At 69.6% G+C, this 26926-nt stretch carries 32 protein-coding genes and 1 riboswitch; of the genes, 26 read left to right on the top strand and 6 right to left on the bottom strand.

Annotated features, from left to right (window positions below):
• Positions 1–51: 51 nt before the first annotated feature.
• On the top strand, positions 52–1752 hold the full coding sequence (locus N2M23_RS16135; protein ID WP_265446865.1) for an HNH endonuclease signature motif containing protein: 1701 nt from the start codon (positions 52–54) through the stop codon (positions 1750–1752).
• A 94-nt stretch (positions 1753–1846) separates the two neighbouring features.
• Here N2M23_RS16135 and N2M23_RS16130 read toward each other — a convergent pair whose 3' ends face one another.
• Entirely contained in the window at positions 1847–2101 is a 255-nt protein-coding gene (locus N2M23_RS16130; protein ID WP_265446863.1) for a DUF5652 family protein, read from the bottom strand.
• A 9-nt stretch (positions 2102–2110) separates the two neighbouring features.
• Positions 2111–3487, bottom strand: coding sequence for an MFS transporter (locus tag N2M23_RS16125; protein WP_265446862.1), 1377 nt, complete (start codon positions 3485–3487; stop codon positions 2111–2113).
• 215 nt (positions 3488–3702) lie between these two features.
• Here N2M23_RS16125 and mihF point away from each other — a divergent pair, with 215 nt between their 5' ends.
• The 20 genes from mihF (at position 3703) to N2M23_RS16025 (ending at position 21092) form a co-directional block, all read left to right on the top strand.
• Positions 3703–4029, top strand: coding sequence for an integration host factor, actinobacterial type (mihF, locus tag N2M23_RS16120; RefSeq protein WP_265446860.1), 327 nt, complete (start codon positions 3703–3705; stop codon positions 4027–4029).
• On the top strand, positions 4026–4628 hold the full coding sequence (gene gmk / locus N2M23_RS16115) for a guanylate kinase (protein ID WP_265446859.1): 603 nt from the start codon (positions 4026–4028) through the stop codon (positions 4626–4628). The genes mihF and gmk overlap by 4 nt, the downstream gene beginning before the upstream one ends.
• A 49-nt stretch (positions 4629–4677) precedes the next feature.
• Positions 4678–4941 (top strand): DNA-directed RNA polymerase subunit omega, encoded by a 264-nt coding sequence (gene rpoZ / locus N2M23_RS16110; protein ID WP_171158377.1) that lies wholly within the window; start codon positions 4678–4680, stop codon positions 4939–4941.
• 41 nt (positions 4942–4982) lie between these two features.
• Positions 4983–6197 (top strand): bifunctional phosphopantothenoylcysteine decarboxylase/phosphopantothenate--cysteine ligase CoaBC, encoded by a 1215-nt coding sequence (coaBC, locus tag N2M23_RS16105; protein ID WP_265446858.1) that lies wholly within the window; start codon positions 4983–4985, stop codon positions 6195–6197.
• A 61-nt stretch (positions 6198–6258) separates the two neighbouring features.
• A complete protein-coding gene (metK, locus tag N2M23_RS16100) occupies positions 6259–7482 on the top strand; it encodes a methionine adenosyltransferase (RefSeq protein WP_265447001.1) in 1224 nt (407 codons plus the stop codon).
• Positions 7483–7615: 133 nt separating this feature from the next.
• Entirely contained in the window at positions 7616–9709 is a 2094-nt protein-coding gene (locus N2M23_RS16095; protein WP_265446856.1) for a primosomal protein N', read from the top strand.
• A gap of 33 nt (positions 9710–9742) precedes the next feature.
• Entirely contained in the window at positions 9743–10417 is a 675-nt protein-coding gene (locus N2M23_RS21030) for an HAD family hydrolase (RefSeq protein WP_265446854.1), read from the top strand.
• Positions 10418–10428: 11 nt separating this feature from the next.
• Positions 10429–10974 carry a peptide deformylase gene (gene def, locus N2M23_RS16085; protein ID WP_265446853.1) on the top strand — a complete coding sequence of 182 codons (546 nt, stop codon included), beginning with the start codon at positions 10429–10431 and terminating at the stop codon, positions 10972–10974.
• 3 nt (positions 10975–10977) lie between these two features.
• A complete protein-coding gene (gene fmt, locus N2M23_RS16080) occupies positions 10978–11907 on the top strand; it encodes a methionyl-tRNA formyltransferase (RefSeq protein WP_265446851.1) in 930 nt (309 codons plus the stop codon).
• The gene (locus N2M23_RS16075; RefSeq protein WP_265446849.1) at positions 11904–13424 is read left to right on the top strand and encodes an RsmB/NOP family class I SAM-dependent RNA methyltransferase; all 1521 of its coding nucleotides are present in this window, start codon (positions 11904–11906) and stop codon (positions 13422–13424) included. The genes fmt and N2M23_RS16075 overlap by 4 nt, the downstream gene beginning before the upstream one ends.
• Positions 13425–13434: 10 nt before the next feature.
• Complete coding sequence (gene rpe, locus N2M23_RS16070) at positions 13435–14097, top strand: ribulose-phosphate 3-epimerase (RefSeq protein WP_265446847.1); 663 nt, start codon at positions 13435–13437, stop codon at positions 14095–14097.
• A 32-nt stretch (positions 14098–14129) separates the two neighbouring features.
• Positions 14130–14257, top strand: a riboswitch (FMN riboswitch).
• Positions 14258–14368: 111 nt separating this feature from the next.
• Positions 14369–15367, top strand: coding sequence for a bifunctional diaminohydroxyphosphoribosylaminopyrimidine deaminase/5-amino-6-(5-phosphoribosylamino)uracil reductase RibD (gene ribD / locus N2M23_RS16065; RefSeq protein ID WP_265446845.1), 999 nt, complete (start codon positions 14369–14371; stop codon positions 15365–15367).
• Positions 15368–15369: 2 nt separating this feature from the next.
• A complete protein-coding gene (locus tag N2M23_RS16060) occupies positions 15370–15987 on the top strand; it encodes a riboflavin synthase (RefSeq protein ID WP_265446844.1) in 618 nt (205 codons plus the stop codon).
• Positions 15984–16688 (top strand): nicotinamide mononucleotide transporter family protein, encoded by a 705-nt coding sequence (locus N2M23_RS16055; RefSeq protein WP_265446842.1) that lies wholly within the window; start codon positions 15984–15986, stop codon positions 16686–16688. Before N2M23_RS16060 ends, N2M23_RS16055 begins: the two co-directional genes overlap by 4 nt.
• The gene (gene ribB / locus N2M23_RS16050) at positions 16685–17878 is read left to right on the top strand and encodes a 3,4-dihydroxy-2-butanone-4-phosphate synthase (RefSeq protein ID WP_265446840.1); all 1194 of its coding nucleotides are present in this window, start codon (positions 16685–16687) and stop codon (positions 17876–17878) included. The genes N2M23_RS16055 and ribB overlap by 4 nt, the downstream gene beginning before the upstream one ends.
• 52 nt (positions 17879–17930) lie before the next feature.
• Positions 17931–18413, top strand: coding sequence for a 6,7-dimethyl-8-ribityllumazine synthase (gene ribH, locus N2M23_RS16045; protein ID WP_265446838.1), 483 nt, complete (start codon positions 17931–17933; stop codon positions 18411–18413).
• Complete coding sequence (locus tag N2M23_RS16040) at positions 18410–19420, top strand: DUF2971 domain-containing protein (RefSeq protein ID WP_265446837.1); 1011 nt, start codon at positions 18410–18412, stop codon at positions 19418–19420. The genes ribH and N2M23_RS16040 overlap by 4 nt, the downstream gene beginning before the upstream one ends.
• Before the next feature lie 67 nt (positions 19421–19487).
• A complete protein-coding gene (locus tag N2M23_RS16035; RefSeq protein ID WP_265446835.1) occupies positions 19488–19751 on the top strand; it encodes a phosphoribosyl-ATP diphosphatase in 264 nt (87 codons plus the stop codon).
• A gap of 16 nt (positions 19752–19767) precedes the next feature.
• The gene (hisG, locus tag N2M23_RS16030) at positions 19768–20616 is read left to right on the top strand and encodes an ATP phosphoribosyltransferase (protein ID WP_265446999.1); all 849 of its coding nucleotides are present in this window, start codon (positions 19768–19770) and stop codon (positions 20614–20616) included.
• Positions 20604–21092 carry a PH domain-containing protein gene (locus N2M23_RS16025; RefSeq protein ID WP_265446833.1) on the top strand — a complete coding sequence of 163 codons (489 nt, stop codon included), beginning with the start codon at positions 20604–20606 and terminating at the stop codon, positions 21090–21092. The genes hisG and N2M23_RS16025 overlap by 13 nt, the downstream gene beginning before the upstream one ends.
• On the opposite strand, the gene N2M23_RS16020 is transcribed toward N2M23_RS16025, so the two are convergent.
• Positions 21089–21646 (bottom strand): nucleoside/nucleotide kinase family protein, encoded by a 558-nt coding sequence (locus N2M23_RS16020; RefSeq protein ID WP_265446832.1) that lies wholly within the window; start codon positions 21644–21646, stop codon positions 21089–21091. The two genes, N2M23_RS16025 and N2M23_RS16020, sit on opposite strands and share 4 nt — an antisense overlap.
• A 25-nt stretch (positions 21647–21671) precedes the next feature.
• Between N2M23_RS16020 and hisF the strand changes: the two genes are divergently transcribed.
• Positions 21672–22427 (top strand): imidazole glycerol phosphate synthase subunit HisF, encoded by a 756-nt coding sequence (hisF, locus tag N2M23_RS16015; protein ID WP_265446830.1) that lies wholly within the window; start codon positions 21672–21674, stop codon positions 22425–22427.
• A gap of 45 nt (positions 22428–22472) precedes the next feature.
• On the opposite strand, the gene N2M23_RS16010 is transcribed toward hisF, so the two are convergent.
• Positions 22473–23015: a PDDEXK family nuclease gene (locus N2M23_RS16010; RefSeq protein ID WP_265446828.1), complete on the bottom strand. Its 543-nt coding sequence runs from the start codon at positions 23013–23015 to the stop codon at positions 22473–22475.
• A 21-nt stretch (positions 23016–23036) separates the two neighbouring features.
• Between N2M23_RS16010 and N2M23_RS16005 the strand changes: the two genes are divergently transcribed.
• Complete coding sequence (locus N2M23_RS16005; RefSeq protein ID WP_265446827.1) at positions 23037–23426, top strand: hypothetical protein; 390 nt, start codon at positions 23037–23039, stop codon at positions 23424–23426.
• On the opposite strand, the gene N2M23_RS16000 is transcribed toward N2M23_RS16005, so the two are convergent.
• Positions 23423–24067 (bottom strand): TIGR03085 family metal-binding protein, encoded by a 645-nt coding sequence (locus N2M23_RS16000; protein ID WP_265446825.1) that lies wholly within the window; start codon positions 24065–24067, stop codon positions 23423–23425. The two genes, N2M23_RS16005 and N2M23_RS16000, sit on opposite strands and share 4 nt — an antisense overlap.
• 27 nt (positions 24068–24094) lie before the next feature.
• Positions 24095–24265, bottom strand: a complete 171-nt coding sequence (locus N2M23_RS15995; protein ID WP_265446823.1) for a hypothetical protein — start codon at positions 24263–24265, stop codon at positions 24095–24097.
• A 108-nt stretch (positions 24266–24373) separates the two neighbouring features.
• Here N2M23_RS15995 and hisI point away from each other — a divergent pair, with 108 nt between their 5' ends.
• Genes hisI through N2M23_RS15980 form a run of 3 tightly spaced genes read left to right on the top strand, consistent with a single transcriptional unit; the run spans position 24374 to position 26893 of the window.
• A complete protein-coding gene (gene hisI / locus N2M23_RS15990) occupies positions 24374–24736 on the top strand; it encodes a phosphoribosyl-AMP cyclohydrolase (protein WP_265446822.1) in 363 nt (120 codons plus the stop codon).
• Complete coding sequence (locus N2M23_RS15985; RefSeq protein WP_265446821.1) at positions 24733–26289, top strand: anthranilate synthase component I; 1557 nt, start codon at positions 24733–24735, stop codon at positions 26287–26289. The genes hisI and N2M23_RS15985 overlap by 4 nt, the downstream gene beginning before the upstream one ends.
• A 4-nt stretch (positions 26290–26293) precedes the next feature.
• Positions 26294–26893: a Trp biosynthesis-associated membrane protein gene (locus N2M23_RS15980; RefSeq protein ID WP_265446819.1), complete on the top strand. Its 600-nt coding sequence runs from the start codon at positions 26294–26296 to the stop codon at positions 26891–26893.
• The last annotated feature ends 33 nt before the right edge of the window (positions 26894–26926 follow it).

Here is a 26926-nt window from a genome sequence, read left to right as displayed (position 1 = left end):
TGGGGTACGCAACTCCTTCCCAACATCATCGAACAAGTGTATGGTTGTGATATGTCCAACCTGCAGCAAGCACTCACCCCCGCGGTGATCTCCGCTGCCTCCACCCGGCAACTGTTGGAGGCAGCACACACGCTGCTGCAGGTCGCGTTCACCCACGCCCGCACCGATCCGACCGGCCCGTCGCATGGCCTGTCCGGCCACGATCTGCCCGGCCACGAGCTGTCCGGTGTGGAACTACCGGAGCACGGGTTGCTGGAGTTGGTGGCGGTCGCTCAGCAGGTGCAAAACGCTGCGTGGGCGACCCAAACCATCTGCCTGGAGCAGTTGGCTGCGCACGAGCTGCGCAAACACCCCGAATCCCCGGACACGTGGACCCCGCTCGAAGTCGGCGCCCGCCTAGGTTGGTCCGACCGGCAAGCCTCCCGTCGGCTCACCGAAGCCGGCGACACCGTCCGGCACGCTGCCCGGCTGTTGGACCGTGCCGGCACCGGGGCTATGGACGGCCGCAAAGTTGCCGCCATCGCGGGCGTGCTCGCCGACGCGCCCGCCCACGCTGCCGGGCCGATCGAGGACGAACTCCTCGCCGGTGACCCGGAGATCTCGACATCGACCACACTCACCCGACGAGCACGACGACTCCTGGCCAAACACGCACCAGTCGAAGCCGACCAGGCAGCGGCCCACCGGCGCCGGGACTACACCGACGTCACCTGCGAACCGCACTGGGAACCAGGCATGTCCACCCTCACCGCCGTCCTGCCCGCCCTGGACGCCACCACGTTGATGGCCGCGATCAACACCCACGCCCGGTTACTGAAGAAGTCGACCACGACGGACAAGACCCTCGGTGAACACCGGGTCGACGCGTTGACCGACCTGCTGCTATCCGACGTGCACGTCAACACCGAACTCGTCGTGCACGTCCCATGCCACGCGACGACCATCCAGGTAGTTCCCGAGCCACACGTGCCGGTGCAAGTGTCGCCCGACTGCCCGATCACCGCCCAGGACTACCTCGACCAGATCGCCGACCTCGACACCCGCCGCAGGCAACTCACCACCAGCTCCGGCACCGACCCGGCCACGGGCCCGCCAGACAGCACCGCGGGTGTTGCGATCCCGGACCCGGTGACCGACCCCAATGACTGGATCGACTACCAACGGCACTACTCACCCGAAGCATTACTCGACGAAGAACTCGAAACCCTCCTCGCCACACCAGGACTCACCTTCACCACCACCACCGATCCGCGACGGGACGAACCGAACGACCCGGGCGAGCCCGCGCAACCATGCACGATCGGTGACGTCCTCGTGCCCGGCATCGGCACCATCCCCGCCGGTGCAGTCCGCGAACTCAGCGGGTTGCTCGGCACCACCGTGTCTCGTGCCCTGGTCGACTCCGCCACCGGCATCACCGCCGAAACCGGCTGCCGGTCCTATACACCCAACGCCCGCCTTGTCCGGTTCCTCCACACCCGAGACCAACACTGCCGGTTCCCCGGCTGCACCCGCCCCGCGACCGCGACCGACATCGACCACGTGGTCCGCTACCCCGACGGCCCGACAGCGGCCCACAACCTGCAATGCCTGTGTCGGCACCACCACCGCGCCAAGCACGAAGGCGGCTGGACCGTGTCGATGACACCCGACGGGGTGTGCACCTGGACCAGCCCCGGCGGCTACACCTACCTCACCCGACCAAACGATCAACCCCCACGCACCGGCACCGCCCGTTCGGCAATCTCGTAAGTGACTGTGACGCGGATGGCACCCTCGCTTACGAGACGCGCGAGGGCGCGACTCTGCACGCACCGCCTCGGCGAGACGACTGTGCCCGGCCGGGTCAGCCAGCACGCCGCCCGCGCAAGAAGTAGACGATTGGCAGGATGCCCGCGGAGTTGACCACCGGCAGGGCGAGACCCCATGCCCACTTCGGGCCACGCACCTGCGCCGCGGGACGCTTCGCCAGGTCCACCAACGCGGCGCCCTTCAGCGCCGTGTCGATCGCACCCACCGCCACCACCAAGCCGCGCTGTGTGCTGCTCAGACCATGCCAAAGGTCCGCAGGAGATCGGGAGCCGTTCGTCGAGTCAGCCATGGGCGCAGCCTACGCGCGCCCGCTGGACGCGCCAGCCCCGTCAGCCAGCTCCTCCTCGGCCTCCGGAGTGCCGGGAATCTCTGTGCCGCGCAACGAAACTCCCTTCGTCTCGATCACGAACCACAGCGCGACCAGACCGATCACGCAGGCCACGACCATGTAGTACGCGGGCCAGAGATTGTCACCGGTCCAGCTGATCAACCGGTCGTTGACCAGGGGAGCGGTGCCACCGAAGAGCGAGGTCGACACGTTGTAACTGAGGGCGAGTCCGGCATACCGCACATGGGTGGGGAAGAACGCCGGGAAGGTCGCCGAGATGGTCGACAGCTGCGGCGCGTAGAGCAGGGCGAGCACGGCGAACCCGACCACGGCACCCCCGGTGCCGGTGCCCATCAGCGCGAACATCGGCACCGACATGATCCCGAGCCCGACCAACGACGTTGCCCACATCGGTTTGCGCCCGACCCGGTCGGACAGTGCGCCGAGGAACGGCAGCACCGCCATCATCAACAACTGGCCGATGATCGGCACGATCAGCGCACCGTTGTCGGACAACCCGACAGCATCTTGCAGGTAGGTCGGCATGTAGCTGATCAGCGTGTAGTTGGCGACGTTGAGCGCGAGCACCAGGCCGGTCAGCTGGAAGATCTGCGGCGAGTACTTCGCGATCAGGTCGCGCAGCGTCCGTGCCGGGTTCTCCTCGACCTCGTCCTTCTCCTCCAGCTCCCGATAGATCGGAGTGTCCTGCATCTTCGAGCGCAGGTAGCTGCCGATGAGGCCGAGCGGGCCGGCGATGAGGAACGGAATGCGCCAGCCCCAGCTGTCCATCTGCGAGGTGTCGAGCACGTTGATCAGCAGCAGCATCATCAGCGCGCCGACGCTGAACCCGCCCAACGTGCCGAACTCCAGGAAGCTGCCCCAGAAGCCGCGTCGCTTGTCCGGCGCATACTCGGCCATGAAGGTGGCCGCACCGCCATACTCGCCGCCGGTGGAGAAGCCCTGCAGCATGCGCAGCGTGTAGAGCAGCACCGGAGCCCAGATCCCGATCGTTTCGTATGACGGGATCACGCCCACCAGCACCGTCGACCCCGCCATCAGCAGGATCGTCATCGCCAGCACCCGCTTGCGGCCGATCTTGTCGCCGAGCGGACCCCAGAAGAAGCCGCCGATCGGGCGGATCAGGAAGGACAGTGCGAAACCCAGCAGGGTGAATGCGACCGCATCGTCGGACCCCGAGGGGAACAACGCCTTGCTGATGTGGGTGACCCCGTAGGCGTAGATGCCGTAGTCGAACCACTCGACGGCATTGCCGAGAGCGGAGGCGGCGACTGCGCGGCGCAGGGTGGGGGTCGGGACGTTCTTGGTGGTCGGGTGAGTGGAACTCACCGAATCAACTCCGGGTCCATTGACGGCACATGGGCAACGGCGCACGACCTTAACGAGATCGGTGCTCGCTGGCCAGGCCCCGGGTGTCGCGCGTGTCCGGTCCGCGTTGCCGAACCTACCCGTGAGTCGCTAGGTTCGCCGGGAGCGGGTGGCTCTGGTCGCGGACGGCCGTCCGCAGCCCACCCGTTCCGCCGGACGACGCAGGAGAAGTACCCGTGGCCCTACCCCAGTTGACGCCGGAACAGCGTGCCGAAGCACTCGCCAAGGCTGCTGCCGCGCGACGGGAACGGGCTGAGGTCAAGAACCGGCTGAAGTATGCGCAGGGTTCGCTGCGCGAGGTCATCGAGGCCGGTAAGGACAATGAGGTCATCGGCAAGATGAAGGTGTCCGCGCTGCTGGAGTCGATGCCCGGTGTGGGCCGGGTGCGGGCCCGTCAGATCATGGCCGAGATCGGCATCGCCGAGACCCGGCGAGTGCGCGGGCTCGGCGCCAACCAGGTGCAGCACCTGCTGGAACACTTTGAACGGGAACAGCATTCGTGACTTCTGGCAACGCACCAGAGACGGAGCAGAAAACCTGCGCCCCGTTGGTCGTGCTTGCCGGGCCGACCGCGGTCGGCAAGGGGACCGTGTCGGCATACATCCGCGATCACTATCCGGAGGTCTGGTTGTCGGTGTCGGCGACCACCCGCCCGCCGCGCCCGGGTGAGCTCGACGGCAAGCACTACCACTTCATCAGCCAGGAACGATTCGACGCGATGGTGTCTGCGGGGGAGTTCCTGGAGCACGCGGTCGTGCACGGCCGGGCGAGCTACGGCACACCGCGCGGCCCGGTGCTGGACGCGGCTGCCGAGGGCAAGCTGCCGCTGCTGGAGATCGACCTGCAGGGCGCCCGCCAGGTGCGCGAGCAGATGCCCGAGGCCTACTTCGTCTTCCTCGCCCCGCCGAGCTGGGACGAACTCGTGCGCCGGCTCGTTGGGCGCGGGACCGAAACCGAGGAAGAGCGCACCGTCCGGCTCGACACCGCACGGCGCGAACTCGCGGCCCGGTCGGAGTTCGACACGACGATCATCAACGACGACGTGCAGCGGGCTGCGGAGGAACTCGTACAATTGATGCAGCAGCACATCTGCGTCCCCTGACGCGACCCGCTGCGACCCGAACCACCACCGACGAAACGAGAGTTCTTTCGTGTCTGGCACCAAGGCTGCCCCCGAGGGCATCACCAACCCGCCGATCGACGACCTGCTGAAGGTCGCCGACTCCAAGTACGCGCTGGTCATCTACGGCGCCAAGCGTGCGCGGCAGATCAACGCCTACTACTCGCAGCTGTCCGAGGGCCTGCTGGAGTATGTCGGCCCGCTCGTCGACAGCCAGGTCAACGACAAGCCGCTGTCGGTCGCGCTGCGTGAGGTCAACGACGGCCTGCTGTCGATCGAGAAGATCGAGGCCTAAGGTCCGGGTCAGCCCGGCCACACCCACACCAGCCCACCCAGATGCGGATCGTTCTCGGTGTCAGCGGCGGCATCGCCGCCTACAAGGCGTGCCTGTTGCTGCGCCTGCTCAAGGAAGCCGGTCACGACGTCACCGTCATCCCGACGGCGGCGGCGCTGCACTTCGTCGGCGCGCCGACCTGGGCGGCCCTTTCGGGGAAGCCGGTCGCCGATGACGTGTGGACCCGGGTCGAGGACGTGCCACACGTGCGGCTCGGCAAAAGCGCCGACCTGGTGATCGTGGCGCCCGCGACCGCCGACCTGCTCGCCAAGGCCGCGCACGGCCTGGCCGACGACCTGCTGACCAACACGCTGCTCACCGCGCACTGCCCGATCGTGCTCGCGCCCGCCATGCACACCGAGATGTGGCAACACCCGGCGACCGTTGCCAACGTCGCGACCTTGCGCGAGCGGGGCGTGCACGTCCTCGACCCGGACTCGGGTCGGCTCACCGGCGTCGACACCGGGCCGGGCCGGCTGCCCGAGCCGGAGCACATTGCCGACTTCGCGCTGGGTGTGGCCGACACCGACCGGCCGACACCACTGGCCGGTCACAAGGTGGTCGTGTCCGCGGGCGGCACCCGCGAACCCATCGACCCGGTGCGCTATCTCGGCAACCGCAGCAGCGGCAAGCAGGGCTACGCACTGGCCGAGATCGCCGCGCAGCGCGGCGCCGCGGTGACCCTGGTGAGCGCGAACGCCACGCTCCCGGTGCCGCCCGCCGTCGACGTCGTCGAGGTCGAGACGACCCTCGAACTCCAGGAGGCCGTCACCGCCGCGGCGCGGGACGCCGACGTCGTCGTGATGGCCGCCGCGCCGGCCGACTTCCGGCCGGCGACCTACGCCGACCACAAGATCAAGAAGTCCGGCTCCGGCGCGGGACTCGACCTCGACCTGGTCGAGAACCCCGACATCGTGCGCGGACTGGTCGACGCCCGCGGCGAGGGGCGCACGCCGTTCATCGTCAGCTTCGCCGCCGAGACCGGCGACTCCAGCGGGTCGGTGATGCAGCACGCCCGCGCGAAGTTCGCCCGCAAGGGCAGCGACCTGCAGGTGGTCAACGAGGTCGGCCCCGGGGTCACCTTCGGACAGGACACCGCGACCATCCGCATCCTGCACCGGGACGGCGGTGACGAGAACGTCATCGGTCCGGCCGACAAGCGCACGCTCGCGTCGGCTGTGTGGGACGCCATACAGGATCAACTCGGAACCGTCTAAGCTGCGAGCGGCCGTCCGCATCGGACGTCAGCCAGCAGCCGCTGCAACTAAGGAGCACACCATCGTGGCACGCCTCTTCACGTCCGAATCGGTCACCGAGGGACACCCCGACAAGATCTGCGATCAGATCAGCGACTCCATCCTCGACGCGATGCTCGCCGAGGACCCGAACTCGCGTGTGGCCGTCGAGACGATGGTGACCACCGGCCTGGTGCACGTCGCCGGCGAAGTGCGCACCAAGAGCTACGTGCCGATCGCCAAGCTGGTGCGCGACACCATCGTCGAGGTCGGCTACGACTCCTCGCTCAAGGGCTTCGACGGTCACTCCTGCGGCGTGTCGATCTCGATCGGCGAGCAGTCGCCCGACATCGCGCAGGGTGTCGACACCGCCCACGAGCACCGGGCCGAGGGCGGCACCGACCAGCGCGACAGCCAGGGCGCCGGCGACCAGGGGCTGATGTTCGGTTACGCCTGCTCGGACACCGCGGAGTTGATGCCGCTGCCGATCTTCCTGGCCCACCGCCTCTCCGAGCGGCTCACCAGCGTCCGCAAGAGTGGCGAGCTGGCCTACTTGCGTCCGGACGGCAAGACCCAGGTCACCATCGGGTATGACGGCGACAAGGCGGTCCGCCTCGACACCGTGGTGCTGTCCACCCAGCACGCGCCGAACATCTCACTCGACGGGATGCTCGAGCCCGACATCGACACCCACGTCATCAAGCCGGTGCTCGAAGAGCTCGCGGCGACCGGCAACACCCTCGACACCTCCAGCTACCGCAAGCTGATCAACCCGACCGGCGTCTTCGAGATCGGCGGCCCGATGGGCGATGCCGGCCTCACCGGCCGCAAGATCATCGTCGACACCTACGGCGGCATGGCCCGCCACGGCGGCGGTGCCTTCTCGGGCAAGGACCCCTCGAAGGTGGACCGGTCGGCGGCATACGCCATGCGCTGGGTGGCCAAGAACGTCGTCGCCGCTGGCCTGGCCGACCGCTGCGAGGTGCAGGTCGCCTACGCGATCGGCAAGGCGCAGCCGGTGGGACTGTATGTCGAGACCTTCGGCACCGAGACCGCTCCGCTGGACAAGATCCAGGCCGCGATCACCAGCGTGTTCGACCTGCGTCCGGCAGCCATCGTCGAGGAACTCGACCTGCTCCGCCCGATCTACCAGCCGACCGCGGCATACGGTCACTTCGGCCGCACCAAGGCCGACGGCGTGGAGAACGCCTTCACCTGGGAGCGCACCGACAAGGTCGAGGACCTGCAGCGCGCGATCAAGGGCTGACCAAACGCTGACCGAGTAGCGATGCTGATCGAGTAGCGGCGAGGAACGAGCCGCGTATCGAGATCACCCGCACCCGCGAGATCACCGGCACCGGCACCTTCGGGTGTCGGTGCCGTCGCGTATAACAATGGGCATGCCTGACTCCGACGACGCGCCGCACCCGGCGACGACGGAGCAGTTGCAACTCCTGCACTCGGCAGTGCAGCCGAAGTCATCGACAGCCGAATCCCGTGATGTTGCAGTAGATCTCCCGGTTGCTCGGGTGGTGCTCGACGTGCCCTTGCCGCACCTGGACCGGCCGTTCGAATACGCCGTGCCTGCTGACTTGGCGCAGGCCGCGCAGCCGGGCGTGCGGGTGAAGGTGCGCTTCGCCGGCAAGGAGGCGGGCGGCTTCGTGGTCGACCGCGCCGAGACTGCCGAGCACGTCGGCCGGCTGACCCCGTTGCGCCGCGTGGTCAGCCCGGAGTCGGTGCTCACTCCCGCGGTGCTCGACGCCGCCCGGCGAGTCGCCGATCACTATGCCGGGCCGCTTGCCGACGTGCTGCGGCTTGCGGTGCCGCCGCGGCACGCTGCGGCCGAGAAGGCGCTGGATGCCAAGGACGCACCCGCGTGGTCGCCGCCGTCGATGCCGGAATCGGTTGCCTGGCAACGCTACCCGGCCGGGGCCGCCTTCCTGCGGCGGCTCGCAGGAGATAGCGACCCGGCCGCCAGTTGGCTGGCCGCTCCGACGGTCGACCCCGCGCAGGACTGGCCGGCGGCGCTGGCCGAGGCGGCGCAGGCGACATTGTCAGGCGGCCGTGGGGTGCTGATCGTCGTGCCCGACCATCGCGACGTCGACCGCGTCGAGCGCGCACTCGTCGCGCAACTGGGCGAGGACCGGCACGTCCGGCTCACCGCGGAGCAGGGCCCGCAGGCCCGCTACACCGCGTGGCTGAAAATCCTGCGCGGCCAGGTGCGCTGCGTGGTCGGCACCCGCGCCGCCGCGTGGGCGCCGGTGCGCGATCTCGGCCTGGTCGCCTGCTGGGACGACGGGGACGACCTGCTGGCCGAGCCGCGCTCGCCATACGCACAGACCAGGCAGGTGCTGCGCATCCGCGCTCGACGTGAGCGCGCGGCACTGTTGCTGGGCGGCTTCGCCCGATCGGTCGCGGTCCAGCGGTGGCTGGACGACGGCGTGGTGCAACCGGTCGAGGCGCGGCCCAGCCGCGGCGACCTGCCGCGGGTGATCGTCGCCGGGGACGACGTGCAGGTCGAGCGCGCCGGAGCGGCGGCACACGCGCACCTGCCGCCGGTGGCCTGGTCGGCGGCACACGAGGCGTTGCGGTCCGGGCCGGTGCTGGTGCAGGTGCCGCGTCGCGGCTACCTGCCGACACTGCGCTGCGCCAACTGTCGCAGCCTCGCGCGGTGCGCGCACTGTCACGGCCCGCTCGGGCTGCGTAGCGCCGACGGCCCGCCGGTCTGCCGGTGGTGCGGCAAGGTTGCGCAGCCGTGGAGCTGCGCCGAGTGCGGTGCGGATCGGCTGCGGGCGGCGGTGGTCGGTGCGCGGCGCACCGCCGAGGAGCTGGGCCGGGCATTCCCGGGGGTGGAGGTGGTCCGGTCCGGTGCGGGTGAGATCGTCGCGCACGTCGACTCGGGCCCGGCACTGGTGATCGCCACACCGGGCGCCGAGCCGGTCGCCGAAGGCGGGTATGCCGCAACGCTGCTGCTGGACGGCTGGGCGCTGCTGGACCGCCCCGCGCTGGACGCGGGGGAGGAGACGCTGCGCCGCTGGCTGGCCGCGGCGGCGCTGACCCGGCCGTCGCGAGCCGGTGGCACCGTGGTGGTCTGCGGGGTGGCGACCGACGCGCCGCAGCCCGCTGTGGAGGCGGTCGTGCGCTGGGCGCCATACACGTTCGCCGAGCGTGAACTCGCCGAACGTCGTGAACTCCGGCTCCCGCCGGCCGAGTGGGTGGCAGCGCTCACCGGGACGACCGCCGATCTGACCGCGTTCGCGGACGCGGTCGACCACGCGCTCCCCGCCGGTGCCGCAGTGGAGCGTCTCGGGCCGCTTCCGGTGGAGGGCGGCAACGATGGCACCGACGGTGCTGCCCGCCTGTTGCTGCGCGCCCCCCTGGCACAGGGCACGGCAGCGGCGCACGCCGTCATGGCCGCGCGGGCCGGCCGCAGCGCTCGTAAGACGCCGGGCACGGTGACCGTGCGGGTCGACCCCAGCGGTGCACTGCTTTAGGTGTGCCGTCGACGCGTCGATAGGGTCTGCCGGGTGACCGACCAGCAGACTGCCAGCTCCGGTGACCGGCCGAACCTCGACCCGGCGCCCGTCGACGCCGTCGTCTTCGACCTCGGCAACGTGCTGATCCGATGGGACCCGCTGCCTGCGATCGCCGCCGGCGTCGGGCAGGAGCGTGCCCGGCACTTCCTGCACGACTCCGGCTTCGACTTCGCCTCCTGGAACCTCGCCCAGGACGCCGGGCGCAGCTTCGCCGACGGGGAAGCGGACGCCATCGCCAAGCACCCTGAGCTGGCCGACGAAATCCGTTCCTACCGCGCCAATTTCGAGCATTCGCTGCGGGGCCCGGTCGAGGGCACTGTCGCCATACTCAAGCAGTTGCATGCCGCTGAGGTGCCGCTGTTCGCGCTGACCAACTGGCCGGAGGAGACGTTCCCAATCGCGCTGGACCGCTTCGACTTCCTCGACATCTTCGAGGACATCATCGTCTCCGGGGAGGAGGGCGTGGCCAAGCCTGACCCGGAGATCTTCGAGGTGCTCGAGGAGCGCGTGCGGCACGTCGGAGGGCTCGACGACTGCGTCTTCATCGACGACAGCCTGGTCAACGTGCAGGCGGCCGCCGTCGCGGGTCTGGACGCCATCGCGTTCACCTCGCCCGAGGAGCTGCGCGCCGACCTGCTGGTCCGTGGCCTTCCGGTCGGGGAGTAGGAGACTCGGGTATGTCAGTGACTCCGATCCGGCTCTACGGCGACCCGGTGCTGCGCACCCCGGCGGCCCCGGTCGTCGACTTCGACAAGGAGCTGCGCACCCTCGTCAAGGACCTGACCGACACGATGATGCACGCCCCGGGCGCGGGGCTCGCGGCGCCGCAACTCGGCGTCGGCCTGCGGGTCTTCACCTACTACATCGACGGCGAGCTCGGGCATCTGGTCAACCCCGACCTCGACCTGTCCGCCGAGCAACAGGTCGACGACGAGGGTTGCCTGTCGATCCCCGACTTCGCCTGGCCGACACCCCGCGCGCTGCGCACGGTCGCCAAGGGCTTCGACATGTATGGCGAACCGCTCACGATCGAGGGCAGCCACCTGATGGCGCGCTGCATCCAGCACGAGACCGACCACCTCGACGGCATCCTCTTCATCGACCGGCTCGACAAGGAGCAGCGCAAGCTGGCGCTGAAGGAAATCCGCGCCGCCGAATGGGCCGGCCTGCCGGGCCCGATCGTCCGGGACAGCCCGCACGCCAACCCGACCTTCGAGGGCTGAACCATGAGACTCGTCTTCGCCGGCACCCCCGAGGTCGCGCTGCCCGCGTTGCGCGCGGTGGCCGACTCCGCGCACGAACTCGTCGCGGTGGTCACCCGGCCCGACGCGCCTGCCGGGAGGGGCCGCGGGCTGCGGCCGTCACCGGTCAAGGAGCTCGCCACCGAGCTGAGAGTGCCGGTGCTCACGCCCCGCTCGGCCAAGGACCCGGACTTCGCCGAGGAGCTGGCAGCGCTGCGCCCCCACGCGTGTCCCGTGGTCGCCTACGGGTCACTGGTGCCGCGCGCGGCTCTCGTCATACCGACGCACGGGTGGGTGAACCTGCACTTCTCGCTGCTGCCCGCCTGGCGCGGTGCCGCCCCCGTGCAGCACGCGATCCTGCACGGTGACGAGGTCACCGGCGCGACGACCTTCCTGCTGGAGGAAGGCATGGACACCGGGCCGGTGCTCGGGACCATGACCGAGACGATCCAGCCCACTGACACCAGCGGTGCGCTGCTCGACCGGCTGGCCTCCGCGGGAGCGGGGCTGCTCGTGGCGTCGCTCGACGGCCTCGCCGACGGATCGATCACGCCGGTGGCACAGCCTGCCGATGGCGTGTCGATGGCGCCCAAGATCACCACCGAGGATGCCGAAATCCGTTGGTCCGCACCAGTGTTCGCGGTCGACCGACGCATCCGCGCCTGCACGCCGGCGCCCGGCGCGTGGACGACCTTCCGCGGGCAGCGGCTGAAACTGGGGCCGGTCACGCCCGCCCCGGACGATGCTGAGCAGCTTGCTCCCGGGACGCTGTCGGCCGGGAAGCGCGAGGTGCTGGTCGGCACCGGGACGACCCCGGTCGTGCTCGGCGAGGTGCAGCCGCACGGCAAGAAGGCGATGCCGGCTGCCGACTGGGCACGAGGAGTGCGGGTGGAAGCGGGAGAATTGCTGACATGAGTGAAAATCCGTCCGGCGGCTACCGCGACGCCAAGGGCCGGCAGCGGCCGGAGTCGCGCCGGCATGGTGCCGGCAAGCGCACCGCCACCCGGCCGGCCGACCGCCGCCGCGGCGGCGACCCCGCACGCAAGGTCGCCTGGCAGGTGAGTCGGGCGGTGGCCGACGGTGCCTACGCCAATCTGGAGTTGCCCAAGGCGCTGCGCACCGCCGAATTGCACGGCAGGGACGCCGGATTCGCGACCGAGCTGACCTACGGCGCTATCCGGATGCGTGGACTGTATGACGCGATCATCGAGTTCGCGGCCGGTCGACCGGCGGGGCAGATCGACCCGCCGGTGCTCGACACGCTGCGCATCGGCGCGCACCAGATCCTCAACATGCGGGTGCCCGCACACGCGGCCGCGTCCGAGACTGTCGCGCTGGCGCGTGAGGTCAACGGCGCGGGCGCGTCCGGCTTCGTCAACGCGGTGCTGCGCCGCATCACCGAACGCACCCGTGAGGAGTGGATCGCCGAGGTCACCGCCGGGCGCGACCGCATCGACGCGCTCGCGGTCGAGCACTCCCATCCCGCGTGGGTGGTGCGGGCGCTGCGGGGTGCGCTGCGGGCCGGCGGCATCACCGACGACGGCGAGCTCGACACGGCACTGGTGAAGCTGCTGGAGGCCGACAATGCACCGCCGACGGTCTCGCTGGTGGCCCGCCCGGGCCTGGCGACGGTCGCCGAACTCGTCGAAGCCGGCGCCGAGGCGTCGACGCTGTCACCCGTTGGCACGACGCTGCCCGGTGGGGACCCGGCCGACATCCCCGCGGTGCGTCAGACGCGGGCCGCGGTGCAGGACGAAGGGTCTCAGCTGGTCGCGCTGGCCCTGGCTGCTGCCGACGGGACCAACGACGCATCCGGGGAGTGGCTCGACCTGTGTGCCGGGCCTGGCGGCAAGGCAGCGTTGCTCGCCACCCTTGCGGCACAGCAGGATTCGGTGCTGTTCGTCAATGAGGTCAGCGAGCACCGCACCGACCTGATCCGTCGCACGCTGGCCGCCGCGATCGACTCCGGCATCGAGGTGATGATCGGCACGGGCGACGGACGCGAGCTCGGCGCCGAGGAGCCCGACACCTACGACAAGGTGCTGGTCGACGCGCCGTGCACCGGTCTCGGTGCGCTGCGTCGCCGCCCGGAGGCGCGCTGGCGGCGCACTCCGGCGGACGTCACGACGCTGACCCAGTTGCAGGGCGAACTACTCGGCTCCGCACTCGCCGCCGCCAAGCCCGGCGGCCTCGTCGCCTACGTCACCTGCAGTCCGCACGTTGCCGAGACCGCCGAGATCGTGCGCGCCGCCGTCGAAGGCCGCGACGACGTCACCGTCGAGGACGCCCGGCCGCTCTTCCGCGACGCCGCGGGGGAGCAGGTCGCCGACCTCGGCGACGGACCAACCGTGCAGCTCTGGCCGCACGTGCACAACACCGATGCGATGTTCTTCGCGTTGCTCCGCAAATCGCCTGCCAGTAAAGAAGATTGAGAACCGCCGCATGCTGATCGCTCCGAGCATCCTGTCCGCTGACTTCGCCAATCTGCAGCGTGATCTCGATCGGATCGCCAACGCGGACTGGGCACACGTGGACGTCATGGACTACCACTTCGTGCCCAATCTGACGCTCGGGCTGCCGGTGGTCGAGTCGCTGCTCAAGGTGTCGCCGATCCCGCTCGACTGTCACCTGATGATCGACGATCCCGACAAGTGGGCACCGTCATACGCCGAAGCGGGCGCGCAGAGCGTCACCTTCCACATCGAGGCGTCCAACCAGCCGCGCAAGCTCGCGGCCGATCTGCGCGCCGCGGGCGCCCGGGCGGCGATGGCGCTGAAGCCGGCGACGGCGTTCGCACCGTATGAAGAACTGCTCGACACGCTCGACATGGTGCTGGTGATGACGGTCGAGCCCGGCTTCGGCGGGCAAAGTTTCATGGCCGACCAGCTGCCGAAGGTGCAGCAGGTGCGGGAGGCGGTGAAACGCCGCGGCGGCGAGGTATGGGTGCAGGTGGACGGTGGAGTGTCCGCCACCACGATCGAGCAGTGCGCCGAGGCCGGCGCGGACGTCTTCGTCGCGGGCTCCGCGGTGTATGGCGCGCAGGATGCCGCCGCCGCGGTCGACCAACTGCGTGAGCTTGCGAAGGGTTGCGCCACGCACGCGTGAGGGCGGCTTGCACCCCGTGGCATACTGGTTGTCACGTGCTCCGGGGTCGGTGAAATTCCGAGCCGGCGGTGATAGTCCGCGACCCGGCCGCTTCGGCGGCCGGTTGACCTGGTGAAACTCCAGGACCGACGGTTAAAGTCCGGATGGGAGGCAGCACGAGGGTCGCGTCGATGACGCGACCCACGGCGACGCGTTCGTCGGCACTGAGGCCGGCGGATTCGCGCGGTCGTCCGTCACCCCCGGAGTCCGATCGGACCCGGGAAGGAGTGACATGGCGGCAACCGAAGCCCTTATGCGCGAAGCGATTTCGCTTGCTGCGCGCGGGCCTGCCGTCGATCCCAATCCGCGGGTCGGCTGCGTGCTGGTGCGCGACGGCGTCGTCATCGGTCGCGGCTGGCACCGCGGGGCCGGCACGCCGCATGCCGAGGTTGCTGCCCTCGCCGACGCCGGCGACGCGGCGGGTGCCACGGCATACGTCACGCTCGAGCCGTGCGCGCACGTCGGCCGCACCGGAGCCTGTGCCGACGCCCTCGCCGCGGCCAGGGTCGCGCGCGTCGTCTTTGCCCAGAGCGACCCCAACCCGATCGCCCGGGGTGGCGCGGACGTGCTGCGCAGCCACGGCATCGAGGTGTATGCCGGCACCCTCGCCGGCGAGGCGTCCGCCCTCAACGACCACTGGACGTTCTCGCTCACCCACGGACGCCCGTGGGTCAGCTGGAAGTTCGCCGCGACCCTGGACGGCTACTCCGCGGCGGCGGATGGCAGCAGCAAGTGGATCACCGGCCCCGACGCACGCGCCGACGTGCACCGGCTGCGTGCGACCGCAGGAGCGATCGCCGCCGGCACCGGCACCGTGCTCGCCGACGACCCGCAACTGACCGTGCGGGCCGCCGACGGGGAGCCGGCGTCGCAACAGCCGTTGCGCGTGATCATCGGAGAGCGTGAAATCCCGGCAACCTCAAGGGTGCTCGACGACACCGCCCCGACGGTGCAACTGCACACCCATGACCCGGAGCGCGTGCTGAAGGAACTGCACGACCGTGGCATTCACCACCTCTTCCTCGAGGGTGGGCCGACGCTCGGCGCCGCCTTCGTCGCCGCCGGCCTGGTCGACGAGGTGGTCGGCTACATCGCCCCCAAACTTCTCGGCGCTGGCAGCAGCGCGGTCGGCGCGCTGGGCATCGAGACCCTCGCCGACGCAGTCTCCCTGCGACTGCACGACCTCACCCGCGTCGGCGACGACGTGCGGCTGACCTATCGGAGGAAATGACAATGTTCACCGGCATCGTGGAAGAACTCGGCAGCATCGAAAGTCTTGAGCTACAAGGGGACTCGGCAACTCTGCGCGTCGCGGCGAGCACCGTCCTACAGGGCGCAGAGCACGGAGCGTCGATCGCGGTCAACGGCGTCTGCCTGACCTTGGTCGACTTCGATGACTCGCAGTTCAGCGTGGACGTGATGGCCGAGACGCTGGAGCGCAGCAGTCTGGGCGCTCTGCAGTCGGGCGCCCCGGTCAACCTCGAGCGCGCAGTGCGGGCCGATGGACGACTCGGCGGACACATCGTCCAGGGCCACGTCGACGGCACGGCGGCGCTGGTGTCACGCACCGAGCGGGACCACTGGACCGAGGTGGTCTTCGCGTTGCCCGAGAGTCTTGCGCCATACGTGGTGGAGAAGGGTTCGGTTGCGCTGGACGGGGTTTCACTCACCGTTGCCGCGGTCACCGAGGACACGTTCACTGTCTGTCTCATCCCGACCACCCTGACGCTGACCACGCTCGGCCGTCGGCAGGTCGGGGACGTCGTCAACGTCGAGGTCGACGTGCTCGCCAAGTATGTCGAGCGTCTGGTCGCCACCGGCCGGGTGCCGCAGGAAGCAGGCCGTTCGTGAACGTCTTCGAGCGGCTCTACGATGCGTCGATCACGATCGGCGGACACGGCATCACCTGGCGCGAGATCGTCGGCAACCTCTTCGGTCTCGCCTCCGCGATCGGCGGCATGCGGCGCAAGGTCTGGGCCTGGCCGATCGGCATCATCGGCAACGCACTGCTGTTCACCGTCTTCTTCGCGCTCGGCTTCACCGCGCACGGCGGGCAGGTGATGTTCGGGCAGGCCGGCCGCCAGGTGTTCTTCATCCTCACCTCGCTCTACGGCTGGGTCCTGTGGCAGCGCAATCGCCGAGGACGCGCGGACGACGCCCCCGCGGTGCAGCCGCGGTGGGCGACGATGACCGAACGTGCCGGCTACATCGGCTTCTGGATCGTCGGAGTCCTGGTCTGCCAGTGGCTGTTCCGGGTGATCGGGGTCGGCTGGACCCCGCCCGACTTCTACTACTGGGCCGACGCCTGGATCTTCGTCGGCTCCATCGTCGCGACCTTCGCGATGGCCCGCGGCTGGGTCGACTTCTGGCTGGCCTGGCTGGCCGTCGACCTGGTGGGCGTGCCGGAGCTGATCCACTTCGAGTACTACCCCTCGGCGGCGCTGTACGCGATCTACGCGGCCTTCGTGGTCTGGGGTTTCTTCGTCTGGCTGCGGATCAGCCGGGCGAAAGGCAGGACGAACGAACCCACGGGGCAGGTGGTGGCGTCATGATCGCCAAGATCGAGCAAGCAATCGCCGAAATCGCAGCGGGCAGACCGGTGCTGGTGGCTGACGACGCCGACCGCGAGAACGAGGTCGACCTGGTGATCGCCGGTGACGATGTCGATCCGCAGTGGGTCGGCTGGGCGGTGCGGCACGGCTCCGGCGTGATCTGCGCGCCGATGCCGGATGCCGTCGCCGACCGGCTCGGATTGCCACCGATGGTCACCGCGAACGAGGACCCCAAGGGCACCGCCTACACCGTCTCGGTGGATGCGCGGGTCGGGGTGAGCACCGGCATCAGCGCCGAGGAGCGTGCCAGAACCATTGCCGTGCTTGCCGATCCGGCGTCGACTGCGGAGGCGCTCACTCGGCCGGGTCACGTCTTCCCGTTGCGAGCGCGGCCCGGCGGCGTGCTGGAGCGGACCGGGCACACCGAGGCCACCGTCGACCTGTGCCGGCTCGCCGGTCGGCCTCCCGTCGGCGCGATCGTCGAGCTGGTGCACGACGACGGTTCGATGATGCGACTGGCCGACGCGGAGCGGCTGGCCGAGCGGGACAGTCTGGTCGTGGTGACCATCGCCGATCTGGTCGCCTGGCGGCGCCGGCACGACCGGGTGGTCCGACGCGCGACGACGACCTTGCCCACCGAGCACGGCATCTTCACCGCGGTCGCCTACAGCGACGAACGCACCGGCGCCGAGCATGTTGCGCTCGTCTCCCCACGTGGGCTGATGGACGAATCACCCCTGGTGCGAGTGCATTCCGAATGCCTCACCGGCGACGTCTTTGGCTCCCAGCGCTGCGACTGCGGCCCGCAGCTGGCCGAGTCCATGCGCCGCGTCGCCACGTATGGCGGGGCAATCGTCTACCTGCGCGGGCACGAGGGACGCGGCGTCGGTCTGGTCGACAAACTGCGCGCCTACGAGGTGCAGGACACCGGGCTGGACACCGTCGACGCGCAGACCGCGCTCGGCCTGCCGGTCGACGCCCGCGAATTCGACGCAGCAGCAGCGATCCTCACCGATCTCGAAGTCGAGACACTCCGGCTGCTCACCAACAACCCGGCAAAGGTGGCCGCCCTGGGTGAGCTCGGCATGCACGTCGAACAAGTGCCACTGCAGGTGCCGAGCACCCCCAGCAATCGCAGCTATCTCGAAACCAAACGCACCCGACTCGGTCACACCCTGGAGGCATCATGATTCACCCCACAAAGTGCTCGCTAGCGCTCGCTACTTTGCGGGGGCCCCGAAAATGAGCGGATCCGGCGCTCCCACAACTGTCGTCGACGGCAGCGGCCTGCGCGTCGCGGTCGTCGCCGCGTCCTGGCACACCCAGGTGATGGACGGGTTGCTCGACGGCGCACGGCGCGGGCTGGAGGCTTGCGGCGTCACCGACAGCGACGTGGTCCGGGTGCCCGGCACCTTCGAGCTGTCCGTCGCTGCCGCACGACTCGCTGCGTCATACGACGCGGTGGTGACGCTCGGGGTCGTAATTCGCGGCGGCACACCGCATTTCGACTACGTCTGCCAGTCGGCGACAAACGGGCTGACCGAGGTCGCCGTCCGCACCGGCGTCCCGATCGGGTTCGGCGTGCTCACCTGCGACACCGAGCAGCAAGCGCTCGATCGCGCCGGACTGCCCGGGTCGCCGGAGGACAAGGGCTTCGAGGCGAGCACCGCCGCGATCGCGACCGCGGTGACGCTGCGCGCAGCCGCAGTACCGTCGACAGGGTGAGCGACGACAACAACCTGGTCTGGCACTACACCGACGCAGCTGGTCTGCTCTCGATCCTGCGCACCGACACGCTGTGGGCGACGTCGTCGCAGTTCCTCAACGACCGGGGCGAGATCGAGCTCGGCCAGCACCTCGCCGGTGAGCGTATGGCGCAGCGCGCGCAGGCCGAGCCCGACGGCGTCTACGGTCAGGTCCGCCAGCTCATGCGGGACAAGGGTGAGGAGGCGGCGCCCCGCGGAAGGGAGGGGGTGCCCGAGGCAGGAGCGATCTTCTTCGTGCTCAGCGCGTCGTCCGCGCCGGACTCCCTTGCGATGTGGCGCAATTACGGTGGCGCCGGTGAGTCCTATGCGCTCGGTCTGGACCGCGACGAATCGCTGCGCGTGCTCGGCACCGCACCCGGCATACGCTCCACGCCCGGCACCGCGACGGTCGGCAGCACCGGCCGGTTGCGGCGCAAACCGTGGCGGTCGGTGCGTTACGCGCGCGCGGCCCAGGAAGAACTGATCGACGCCGTCCTGGACAACCGGGCCGCAACGTTGCGGCGGATCCGGGACGCGCTCGGGTCGCAACCGTCCGGCGCGACGCCGGAGGAGATGCGCGAGGCGTTGTCCAAGGACCAGGAGCTGGATCTGCAGGGCATGTTCGACGATCTCGAGGATGCTCTGTTGCTGATCAAACACCCCGGCTTCGTGGACGAGGACGAAGTGCGGGCGTCATACGTGTTGTGGATGCAGGGCGACCGTTCGACGCTGCTGCACGACCTCGCGGACGTCGTGCAGTACCGGCCGAGCCGGTACGGCCTCGCGCCATACTTGCAACTCACCGGACCCGGAGACGACCCTGACACGCTGCTGACTCCGGCGTCATGCCCGCTCCCGATCCGGGCGGTCACCGTATCCCCGTCGGCGCACGGCGCCGCAGCCGAGCAGTCGGTGCGTGACCTGCTGGCCGCGCACGGCCGGGCCGACGTGCCGGTGACCCGCTCCGGCATACCGTTTCGCGAATGACGCGATGCGTCCCGATCGGCGGGCGCGCGGACGGAGCAGTCCAGACGCTCACGTAGCCTTGTCCGACGTGAAGACGTTCGATCAGCTGTTTGCCGAGCTGACCCTCAAGGCCCAGGAGCGACCTGCCGATTCCGGCACCGTGCGGGAGCTCGACGCCGGGGTCCATCAGATCGGCAAGAAGATCGTCGAGGAAGCGGCCGAGGTGTGGATGGCCGCCGAGCACGAGGGCGACGAGCGCACCGCTGAGGAGATCAGCCAGCTGCTCTACCACCTGCAGGTGCTCATGCTGGCCCGCAACATCTCGCTGGAGGACGTCTATGCCCACCTCTGACACTGAATCCCGCCCCGTGCTGCGCGTCGCGATGCCCAACAAGGGCGCGCTCGCCGAGGCCAGCGCGGAGGTCATGCGTGAGGCCGGCTACCGCGGCCGCCGCGAGTCCAAGGAACTCGTCGTCGTCGATGCCGAGCAGCGCGTCGAGCTGTTCTACCTGCGCCCGCGTGACATCGCGGTGTATGTCGGCCAGGGCACTCTCGATGTCGGCATCACCGGCCGCGACCTCCTGCTCGACTCACAGGCACCGGCCGTCGAGGTCATGCAACTCGGGTATGGCGGATCGACCTTCCGCTACGCCGCACGTCCCGGGCAAGCGGCTTCCGTCGCCGAGCTCGACGGCAAGCGGATTGCCACCAGCTTTCCCGGCCTGGTCCGAAAAGACCTGGCGGCGAAGGGGATCGACGCCAGCGTCGTACGCCTCGACGGTGCCGTGGAGACCGCGGTCACCCTCGGGGTTGCCGACGTCATCGCCGACGTCGTCGAGACCGGCACGACCCTGCGCAATGCCGGCCTCGAGGTTTTCGGTGAGCCGATCCTGACCAGCGAGGCAGTGCTGATCCAGCCGCAGGACCGGGCCGGCGACACCGGTGCGATCGACGTGCTGGTGCGGCGTCTGCAGGGTGTGCTCACCGCGCGCCGCTACGTGATGATGGATTACGACATCAAGGTCGAACTCGTCGAGCGGGCCTGCGCGCTCACGCCCGGCCTGGAGTCGCCGACCGTGTCGCCGCTGCACGACAAGGGATACGTCGCCGTGCGCGCGATGGTGCCGCGCAGCAGCACCAACACCGTCATGGACGAGCTCTACGAGGTCGGTGCCCGCGCCATCCTGGTGACGGAGATCGCCGCATGCCGACTGTGAGCAATCCACGCAGCGACCCGGCGAAGCGGGCCGCGGCATACGCCACCTTCCGCCCGCGCAGGTCGCGCATCGTGTCGATCGTTGCGGCGGTCGCGACGGTCGTCGTCTTCGCGATCGTCGGCATCCAGGTGCCGCGCGGCGGTGAAAACGGCTGGAGCGGGCAGGATTCGGTGGCTCTGGTCGTCTTCGGGGTGGCTATCGCACTGTTCTTGTTGCGCTATGCGCTGGTGCACGCCAAGCCGACCGAGAGCGGCCTGCATGTGCAGAACCTGATCTCATCTCGCGACATCCCGTGGGCGGAGATCGTCAACGTGCAATTCGGCGGCGGTCCGCCCTGGCTGATCCTGGAACTCGCCGACACCGAGACGCTGTCGGTGATGGCGGTGCAGCGCTCGGACGGCGACCGGGCCATGGCGGAGGCGCAGCGGCTGGCGGCCTTGGTCGACGCGCACAATCACACGGCGCGCGACGATTAATCCGTCGCGATGACGACCTCGGCACGCTCTCGCGTGCCGTCGGCGCCGAACACCGCGTCCTCCTGATCGGCCCAGCGCTGCCAGTACGGCGCGTACGCGTCGCCGTCGCGCGCGAGACCGCGGGCCTTCCGGGTCGATCGCGCGGCCTCGAGCCAGACCCGCACGTCGGCGTGCCCGCCGGCCGGCTCGACACTGCTGCCGGCCCCTTCGATGATGACGAAGGTCGCGGTGGGCACTGTCACCTCATCGGCGTAATCGCCAGTGGCCCAGTCAAATCGGCGGTATGACGCAGCTCGCCCCGCACGCAGCGGCGTCATCAGCCACGCGGCCACGATCTTCGGGGTCGCGGCGAGCCCGTCCCATCCGGGGTAGAGGTCGTCGAGGTGCACGACGGTGGCGTCGCCGAGCTCGGCGGCGAGCGCGGCGGCGAAGGTCGTCTTGCCCGAACCGCTGCGCCCGTCGATGGTGATGATCGCGGGGGTTCCGCCGGCCGCGTGCGCGAGGTCGGCGACCCGGCGCACGTCCTCGGGGCGGGGCTGCGGGTGGGTGATCACGGTTGCCCAATCTAGGCTGAGCGGCGTGAGTGTTGCGGTGCGCGTCATACCCTGCCTGGACGTCGACGCCGGGCGGGTGGTCAAGGGCGTCAACTTCGAGAACCTCCGCGACGCCGGCGACCCGGTCGAGCTTGCCGATCGCTACGACCGGCAAGGGGCCGACGAACTCACCTTCCTCGACGTCACCGCGAGCTCGGCCGACCGAGAGACGACCTATGACGTGGTCGGCCGCACCGCCGAGCAGGTCTTCATCCCGCTCACCGTCGGCGGGGGAGTGCGCACGGTGGGCGACGTGGACCGGCTGTTACGGGCGGGCGCCGACAAGGTCGGCATCAACACCGGAGCGATAGCCCGCCCGCAGGTGATCGCCGAGATCGCCGATCGTTTCGGCTCTCAGGTGCTGGTGCTTTCAGCGGACGTGCGCCGCTCGCAGCGTGGCAACTTCGAAGTCACCACGCACGGCGGGTTGAAGTCGACCGGTCTCGACGCCATCGAATGGTGCTCTCGCGCAGCGCAATTGGGCGTCGGTGAGATCCTGCTCAACTCGATGGACGCCGACGGCACCAAGGCCGGCTTCGACCTCGAACTCATCGGTGCGGTGCGCGCCGAGGTCGACGTGCCGATCGTCGCCAGCGGTGGCGCCGGTCGCGTCGAGGACTTCGTCGCCGCCGTCGAAGCCGGGGCCGACGCCGTGCTCGCCGCCTCGGTGTTCCACTTCGGCGAGCTCACCGTCGGCCAGGTGAAGGACGCGCTCCGGGCCGCGGGTCGCGAGGTGCGCTAGAGGCGGCGGCGCTGTGCAGATCGTGCGGTATGGCGCACGTTCCGTCTAGCCGGAAGCCCTGCGGAGCGCGTAATAGGCAGCGCGAACCTGAGCAAGGAATTGGTCGGGTTGCAGCCGTAACCCGATTACCGGTCTCCGCAGCACATGTTCGCCCGAAACAACGCGTTCGTTCTGCCGAAGCGCATCGTCGATCGGGTTCAGGGCCAGGAAGTGGTGACCACCGTCGATCTCGACGACGAGGCCGACATCGTCCCAGCTGGCGTCGAGGTAGACGCGTCCTCGCCCTCCTGCGCGCACCGCCTGTCGGGTTGGAGCCGGCAGGCCGACACGGCGACACATCCGCGCGAAGTCGAGTTCACCCAACGACTCCGCACCACTGCACACGTCGCGAATGACCGCATCGAGAAACCTTTTACGTGGAGACCGTTGGACGCCCTTCCAAGCCAGCAGTAGCTTCGCTGGCGAGGTCAGCCGCTGCTGTACCGGAAGGCAGATCAACAGTGCGGCCTGGCGGTCGCTGATGGCCCACTGCGCCGCATGCAGTGTCGCCCCCTCGACTCCGACGCGAGGCAGTCCGACGCCCTGCACCGGTGCGGCGATCCTCGGTCGATGCAGCACGACGCCGTCGACAGGCTGAGCTCGTCCGTGGGCCGGAACAGTCACATCAATGGCATCTGGCCGGAAACCGTGCAGTCCTGCGGCAATGAGCGCAGCGGCGCCGTCGAGTCTCGCTTCGGACCCGACCTCCCACACCGCGTGCCACAAGAGGCCTTTCCCGGACGGCGTCCGACTTCCGATCACGACGGTGTGTCGGCCGGCGAGGAACCACCGCCCCGCCGCGACCTCATTGCGCACGGCGAATCGATCAATTCCGTGCAGGGCCAAGGCTTCCCGATGCACCACCCCGCCGCACTCAAGCGCGAGTTCCGCCGCGATGACTCGCCGCTGATGCGAATCTGGCCGGGCGGCGACAGCGAGGTGTCGGGCGCCGCGCGTTAGAAGCCGAGGGTCGCCTCCCCGAACGCGGCCACATCCCGGTCGGCACCGTCCAGCTGCACGTCGGTCACCGGCTGGCGGCCATAGATGTAGAGCAGGACTTCGCCCGGAGCGCCGGTGAGCACCACGTTGCCGTGGTCGTCACGGGGTGGCCGAAGGGTGCGGCGCCCGTGGCCGGGGGACTCCGCGACCACGCCGACGCGGGAGTCGCGCAGGGTGAGCCGGCCGAGACGGGGGAGCACACCCCAGAGCGCGGTCTGTTCACCGTCGGGCAGTTGGCGTCGTGCGTCGCCGTGGTCACCCGCTCGCAGCACGTCCTCGTGGTGGACGAAAAACTCACCGAGGTTGGCCAGTTCGTCGACCCGTGGCAGCCCGAAGATGCTCAACCGGGGCGGTCCGCTGCGGACCTTCTCCACCAGTTGCTCCCAGGGCTGCGCGGCGACCTTCGCCTGCACCGACTCGAGGTGGCCGCGCAGCGGCGAGACGAACATCCCGGCGGCCGCATCGGGGCGCGACTCGCGCACCACCAGGTGCGCCGCCAGATCGCGAGCGGTCCAGTCACCGGAAAGGGTCGGTGCGTCGGGCCCGACCTGCAGGAAGGTGTCCGCGAGACCAGCGCGTTCGGACTGTGCGAAATCTGTCATGCCGCCGATCATTCCGCACCGCGGGCGCTATTCGGTGTCCTCCGGCTCCTCGGACTTGGCTTCGGGGTGGGAGGCACGGTGCGGCGACAATGGTTCGGCCAACTCGAAGACGACATTGGCCGGTTTCCCCTTGTCCAGCGGCTCGACCGGCGGGGCGAGTTCTTCGTCGATGCGGTTCAACCACTCGTCCGGGGCCATGTCGGGAACGCTAGACGGATGTCCTGAACGTGCCGTGAACGGAGGCCGTGAAATCGCTAAGAGCCCGACGTCGATCCGCATTCTGACGCGCAGATCCGGTGCGGCACAATGAGAAGGGTGACCTCCACCGCCCTCGACCCGACCGTTGCCGCGCGCCTCAAACGGGACTCCGACGGCCTGGTGCCCGCAGTTGTACAGCAGCACGACACCGGTGAGGTGCTGATGGTCGGCTGGATGGACGACGAAGCACTGCACCGCACGCTGACCACCGGCCGGGTGACGTTCTGGTCCCGCAGCCGGCAGGAGTATTGGCGCAAGGGCGACACCTCCGGTCACATGCAGACCGTCAAGACCGTCGCACTCGACTGCGACGGTGACACGCTGCTGGTGCGAGTCGATCAGACCGGCGCCGCCTGCCACACCGGTGAGCGCACCTGCTTCTTCACCGACCTCGGCGCGGTTTCGGGATGAGCGAGGCGATCGTGACCCCCGACATACACGCCGAGACCGGGTGGGGTGCGACCTGGCCGGAGCTGCCGACCTTCTTGGAGCTGACCCGCGACCGGCGGGTGATCCCGGTGGTCCGACGCCTGCTCGCCGACGGCGAGACACCGCTCGGCATCTACCGCAAGCTCGCAGGGCAGCGGCCCGGCACCTTCCTGCTGGAGTCCGCCGAGCACGGCGGGGTCTGGTCGCGCTACTCGATCATCGGCGCCGCGAGCAGCGCCACCCTGACCGAGACCGGCGGCCGGGCGCACTGGATCGGTGCCGCGCCGGCCGGAGTGCCCACCGACGGGGCGCCGACCGACGTGCTCGCCGAGACCCTGCAGGTGCTGGCGACACCGCGCATACCGGGGCTGCCGCCACTCACCGGTGGCCTTGTCGGAGCCGTGACGTATGACGCCGTGCGCCGCTGGGAGAAGCTCCCGGACGGCGCACGCGACGAACTCCGACTGCCCGAGCTGGCCATGCTGCTCGCCACCGACCTCGCGGTGCTGGACCACAGCGACGGCTCGGTGTTGCTCATCGCCAACGCGATCAACTACGACGGCACCGACGCGCGAGCCGAAGCAGCCTGGTCCGACGCCGTCGACCGCCTCGACCGGATGCAGGACGCGCTCGCGGCCGACGCCCCGAGCACCGTTGCGGTGCCCGAACCAGTCGAGCTCACACCGCAAAGCACTCACACGCGCGAGCAGTTCCACGACATGGTGGAGACCGCCAAGGAAGACATCCGCGCCGGTGAAGCCTTCCAAATCGTTGTGTCTCAACGGTTTTCGGTGCCCTGCCCGATCGACGCGCTCGACGTCTACCGCGCGTTGCGGGTGGGCAACCCCAGCCCGTACATGTATCTGTTGCGGCTGCCACACCCGGACGGGTCGACGTATGACGTCGTGGGGTCGAGCCCCGAGGCGCTGGTTAAGGTCACCGGCGACCAGGTCATCACCCACCCGATCGCCGGCTCCCGGCCCCGTGGCAAGAGCCCCGAGCACGACGAGTTGCTGGCCGATGAGCTGCGCGCCGACCCCAAGGAACGCGCCGAGCACCTGATGCTGGTCGACCTGTCGCGCAACGACCTGCAGCGGGTGTGCGACGCCGGCACCGTCGACACGGTCGAATTCATGCAGATCCGGCGCTACAGCCACATCATGCATCTGGAGTCGACGGTCGTCGGCCGCCTGACGGAGGGGCGCACCGCGTATGACGTGCTGCGGGCGACGTTCCCGGCGGGCACCCTGTCCGGGGCGCCGAAGCCGCGGGCGATGCAGATCATCGACCAGTTGGAAGGCGTGCGGCGTGGCCTGTACGGCGGGGTGGTGGGCTATTTCGACTTCGCCGGAGACCTCGACATGGCGATCGCGATCCGCACTGCGCTGATCAAGGACGGCACCGCCTTCGTCCAGGCCGGGGGCGGGATAGTGGCCGACTCGGTGCCGGAGCTGGAATACCAGGAATCGGTCAACAAGGCGGCGGCGGCCATCCGCGCGGTCGCCACGGCCGCCGGCATGCGCGAGATCGGCTGACCCCGTGCCGATCACCAAACGCACCGTGCTGGCCTGCGGCGTGCTCGCCGTCGCCCTGCTGCTGCTGGCCAACTCGCGCACCTGGGTGGAGGGCAGCGTCAGCGACGCCGTCGTGCAGAGCGCGCGCACCTCGGCGTCGGGCGGCAAGGCCGCGCCCGCCGTGCTCGCGGCCACCCTCGTCGGTGCAGCCGCCGTCCTCGCGGCGATCACCACCGGTCGCGTCGCACGGTGGATCGCGGCCGTGATCGCGGTCCTCGCCGGGGTCATCGCGATCGTGGCGACCATCGTCGTCATACGCGGCCCGGAATCGACGTTGCGGGACAGCGCGACCAGCCTCACCGGGCACACCGGGGACCAGACGGTCACCGCGAGCCTCACGTTCTGGCCCTGGGTCGGCCTGCTCGGCGGTGTCCTGTTGCTGCTCACCGGGCTGCTGACCGTGCTCGGCGCCCGCGCCTGGTCTGGCCTCTCCAGCAGGTATGACGCACCGGCCGCGCGCGCGGCGAAGACGCGCTCCGATTGGGACCTGCTCAGCGACGGCGAGGACCCCACGGACCTCCCATCCGGGTCTGACACAATCGACCCGCCGCGACCTGCGGGCTGAGCTGCCCGAGCCGGTCACGCCACGATCGTCCGA

Source organism: Flexivirga meconopsidis (genome assembly GCF_026162425.1).
Classification (GTDB): domain Bacteria; phylum Actinomycetota; class Actinomycetes; order Actinomycetales; family Dermatophilaceae; genus Flexivirga; species Flexivirga meconopsidis.
This window is presented reverse-complemented; position numbering and strand designations above follow the sequence as displayed.

What these genes read in the sequence shown, in the direction of transcription:
- N2M23_RS16095 (WP_265446856.1), top strand. Translation starts at nt 7,616, where the DNA reads ATGCCTGACTCCGACGACGCGCCGCACCCGGCGACGACGGAGCAGTTG.
- def (WP_265446853.1), top strand. Translation starts at nt 10,429, where the DNA reads ATGTCAGTGACTCCGATCCGGCTCTACGGCGACCCGGTGCTGCGCACC.
- N2M23_RS16060 (WP_265446844.1), top strand. Translation starts at nt 15,370, where the DNA reads ATGTTCACCGGCATCGTGGAAGAACTCGGCAGCATCGAAAGTCTTGAG.
- hisI (WP_265446822.1), top strand. Translation starts at nt 24,374, where the DNA reads ATGAGAAGGGTGACCTCCACCGCCCTCGACCCGACCGTTGCCGCGCGC.
- coaBC (WP_265446858.1), top strand. Translation starts at nt 4,983, where the DNA reads ATGCGGATCGTTCTCGGTGTCAGCGGCGGCATCGCCGCCTACAAGGCG.
- rpe (WP_265446847.1), top strand. Translation starts at nt 13,435, where the DNA reads ATGCTGATCGCTCCGAGCATCCTGTCCGCTGACTTCGCCAATCTGCAG.
- N2M23_RS15985 (WP_265446821.1), top strand. Translation starts at nt 24,733, where the DNA reads ATGAGCGAGGCGATCGTGACCCCCGACATACACGCCGAGACCGGGTGG.
- ribD (WP_265446845.1), top strand. Translation starts at nt 14,369, where the DNA reads ATGGCGGCAACCGAAGCCCTTATGCGCGAAGCGATTTCGCTTGCTGCG.
- N2M23_RS16000 (WP_265446825.1), bottom strand. Translation starts at nt 24,067, where the DNA reads ATGACAGATTTCGCACAGTCCGAACGCGCTGGTCTCGCGGACACCTTC.
- N2M23_RS16075 (WP_265446849.1), top strand. Translation starts at nt 11,904, where the DNA reads ATGAGTGAAAATCCGTCCGGCGGCTACCGCGACGCCAAGGGCCGGCAG.
- fmt (WP_265446851.1), top strand. Translation starts at nt 10,978, where the DNA reads ATGAGACTCGTCTTCGCCGGCACCCCCGAGGTCGCGCTGCCCGCGTTG.
- N2M23_RS16135 (WP_265446865.1), top strand. Translation starts at nt 52, where the DNA reads ATGTCCAACCTGCAGCAAGCACTCACCCCCGCGGTGATCTCCGCTGCC.
- N2M23_RS16130 (WP_265446863.1), bottom strand. Translation starts at nt 2,101, where the DNA reads ATGGCTGACTCGACGAACGGCTCCCGATCTCCTGCGGACCTTTGGCAT.
- ribB (WP_265446840.1), top strand. Translation starts at nt 16,685, where the DNA reads ATGATCGCCAAGATCGAGCAAGCAATCGCCGAAATCGCAGCGGGCAGA.
- ribH (WP_265446838.1), top strand. Translation starts at nt 17,931, where the DNA reads ATGAGCGGATCCGGCGCTCCCACAACTGTCGTCGACGGCAGCGGCCTG.
- N2M23_RS15995 (WP_265446823.1), bottom strand. Translation starts at nt 24,265, where the DNA reads ATGGCCCCGGACGAGTGGTTGAACCGCATCGACGAAGAACTCGCCCCG.
- N2M23_RS16025 (WP_265446833.1), top strand. Translation starts at nt 20,604, where the DNA reads ATGCCGACTGTGAGCAATCCACGCAGCGACCCGGCGAAGCGGGCCGCG.
- N2M23_RS16005 (WP_265446827.1), top strand. Translation starts at nt 23,037, where the DNA reads ATGCAGCACGACGCCGTCGACAGGCTGAGCTCGTCCGTGGGCCGGAAC.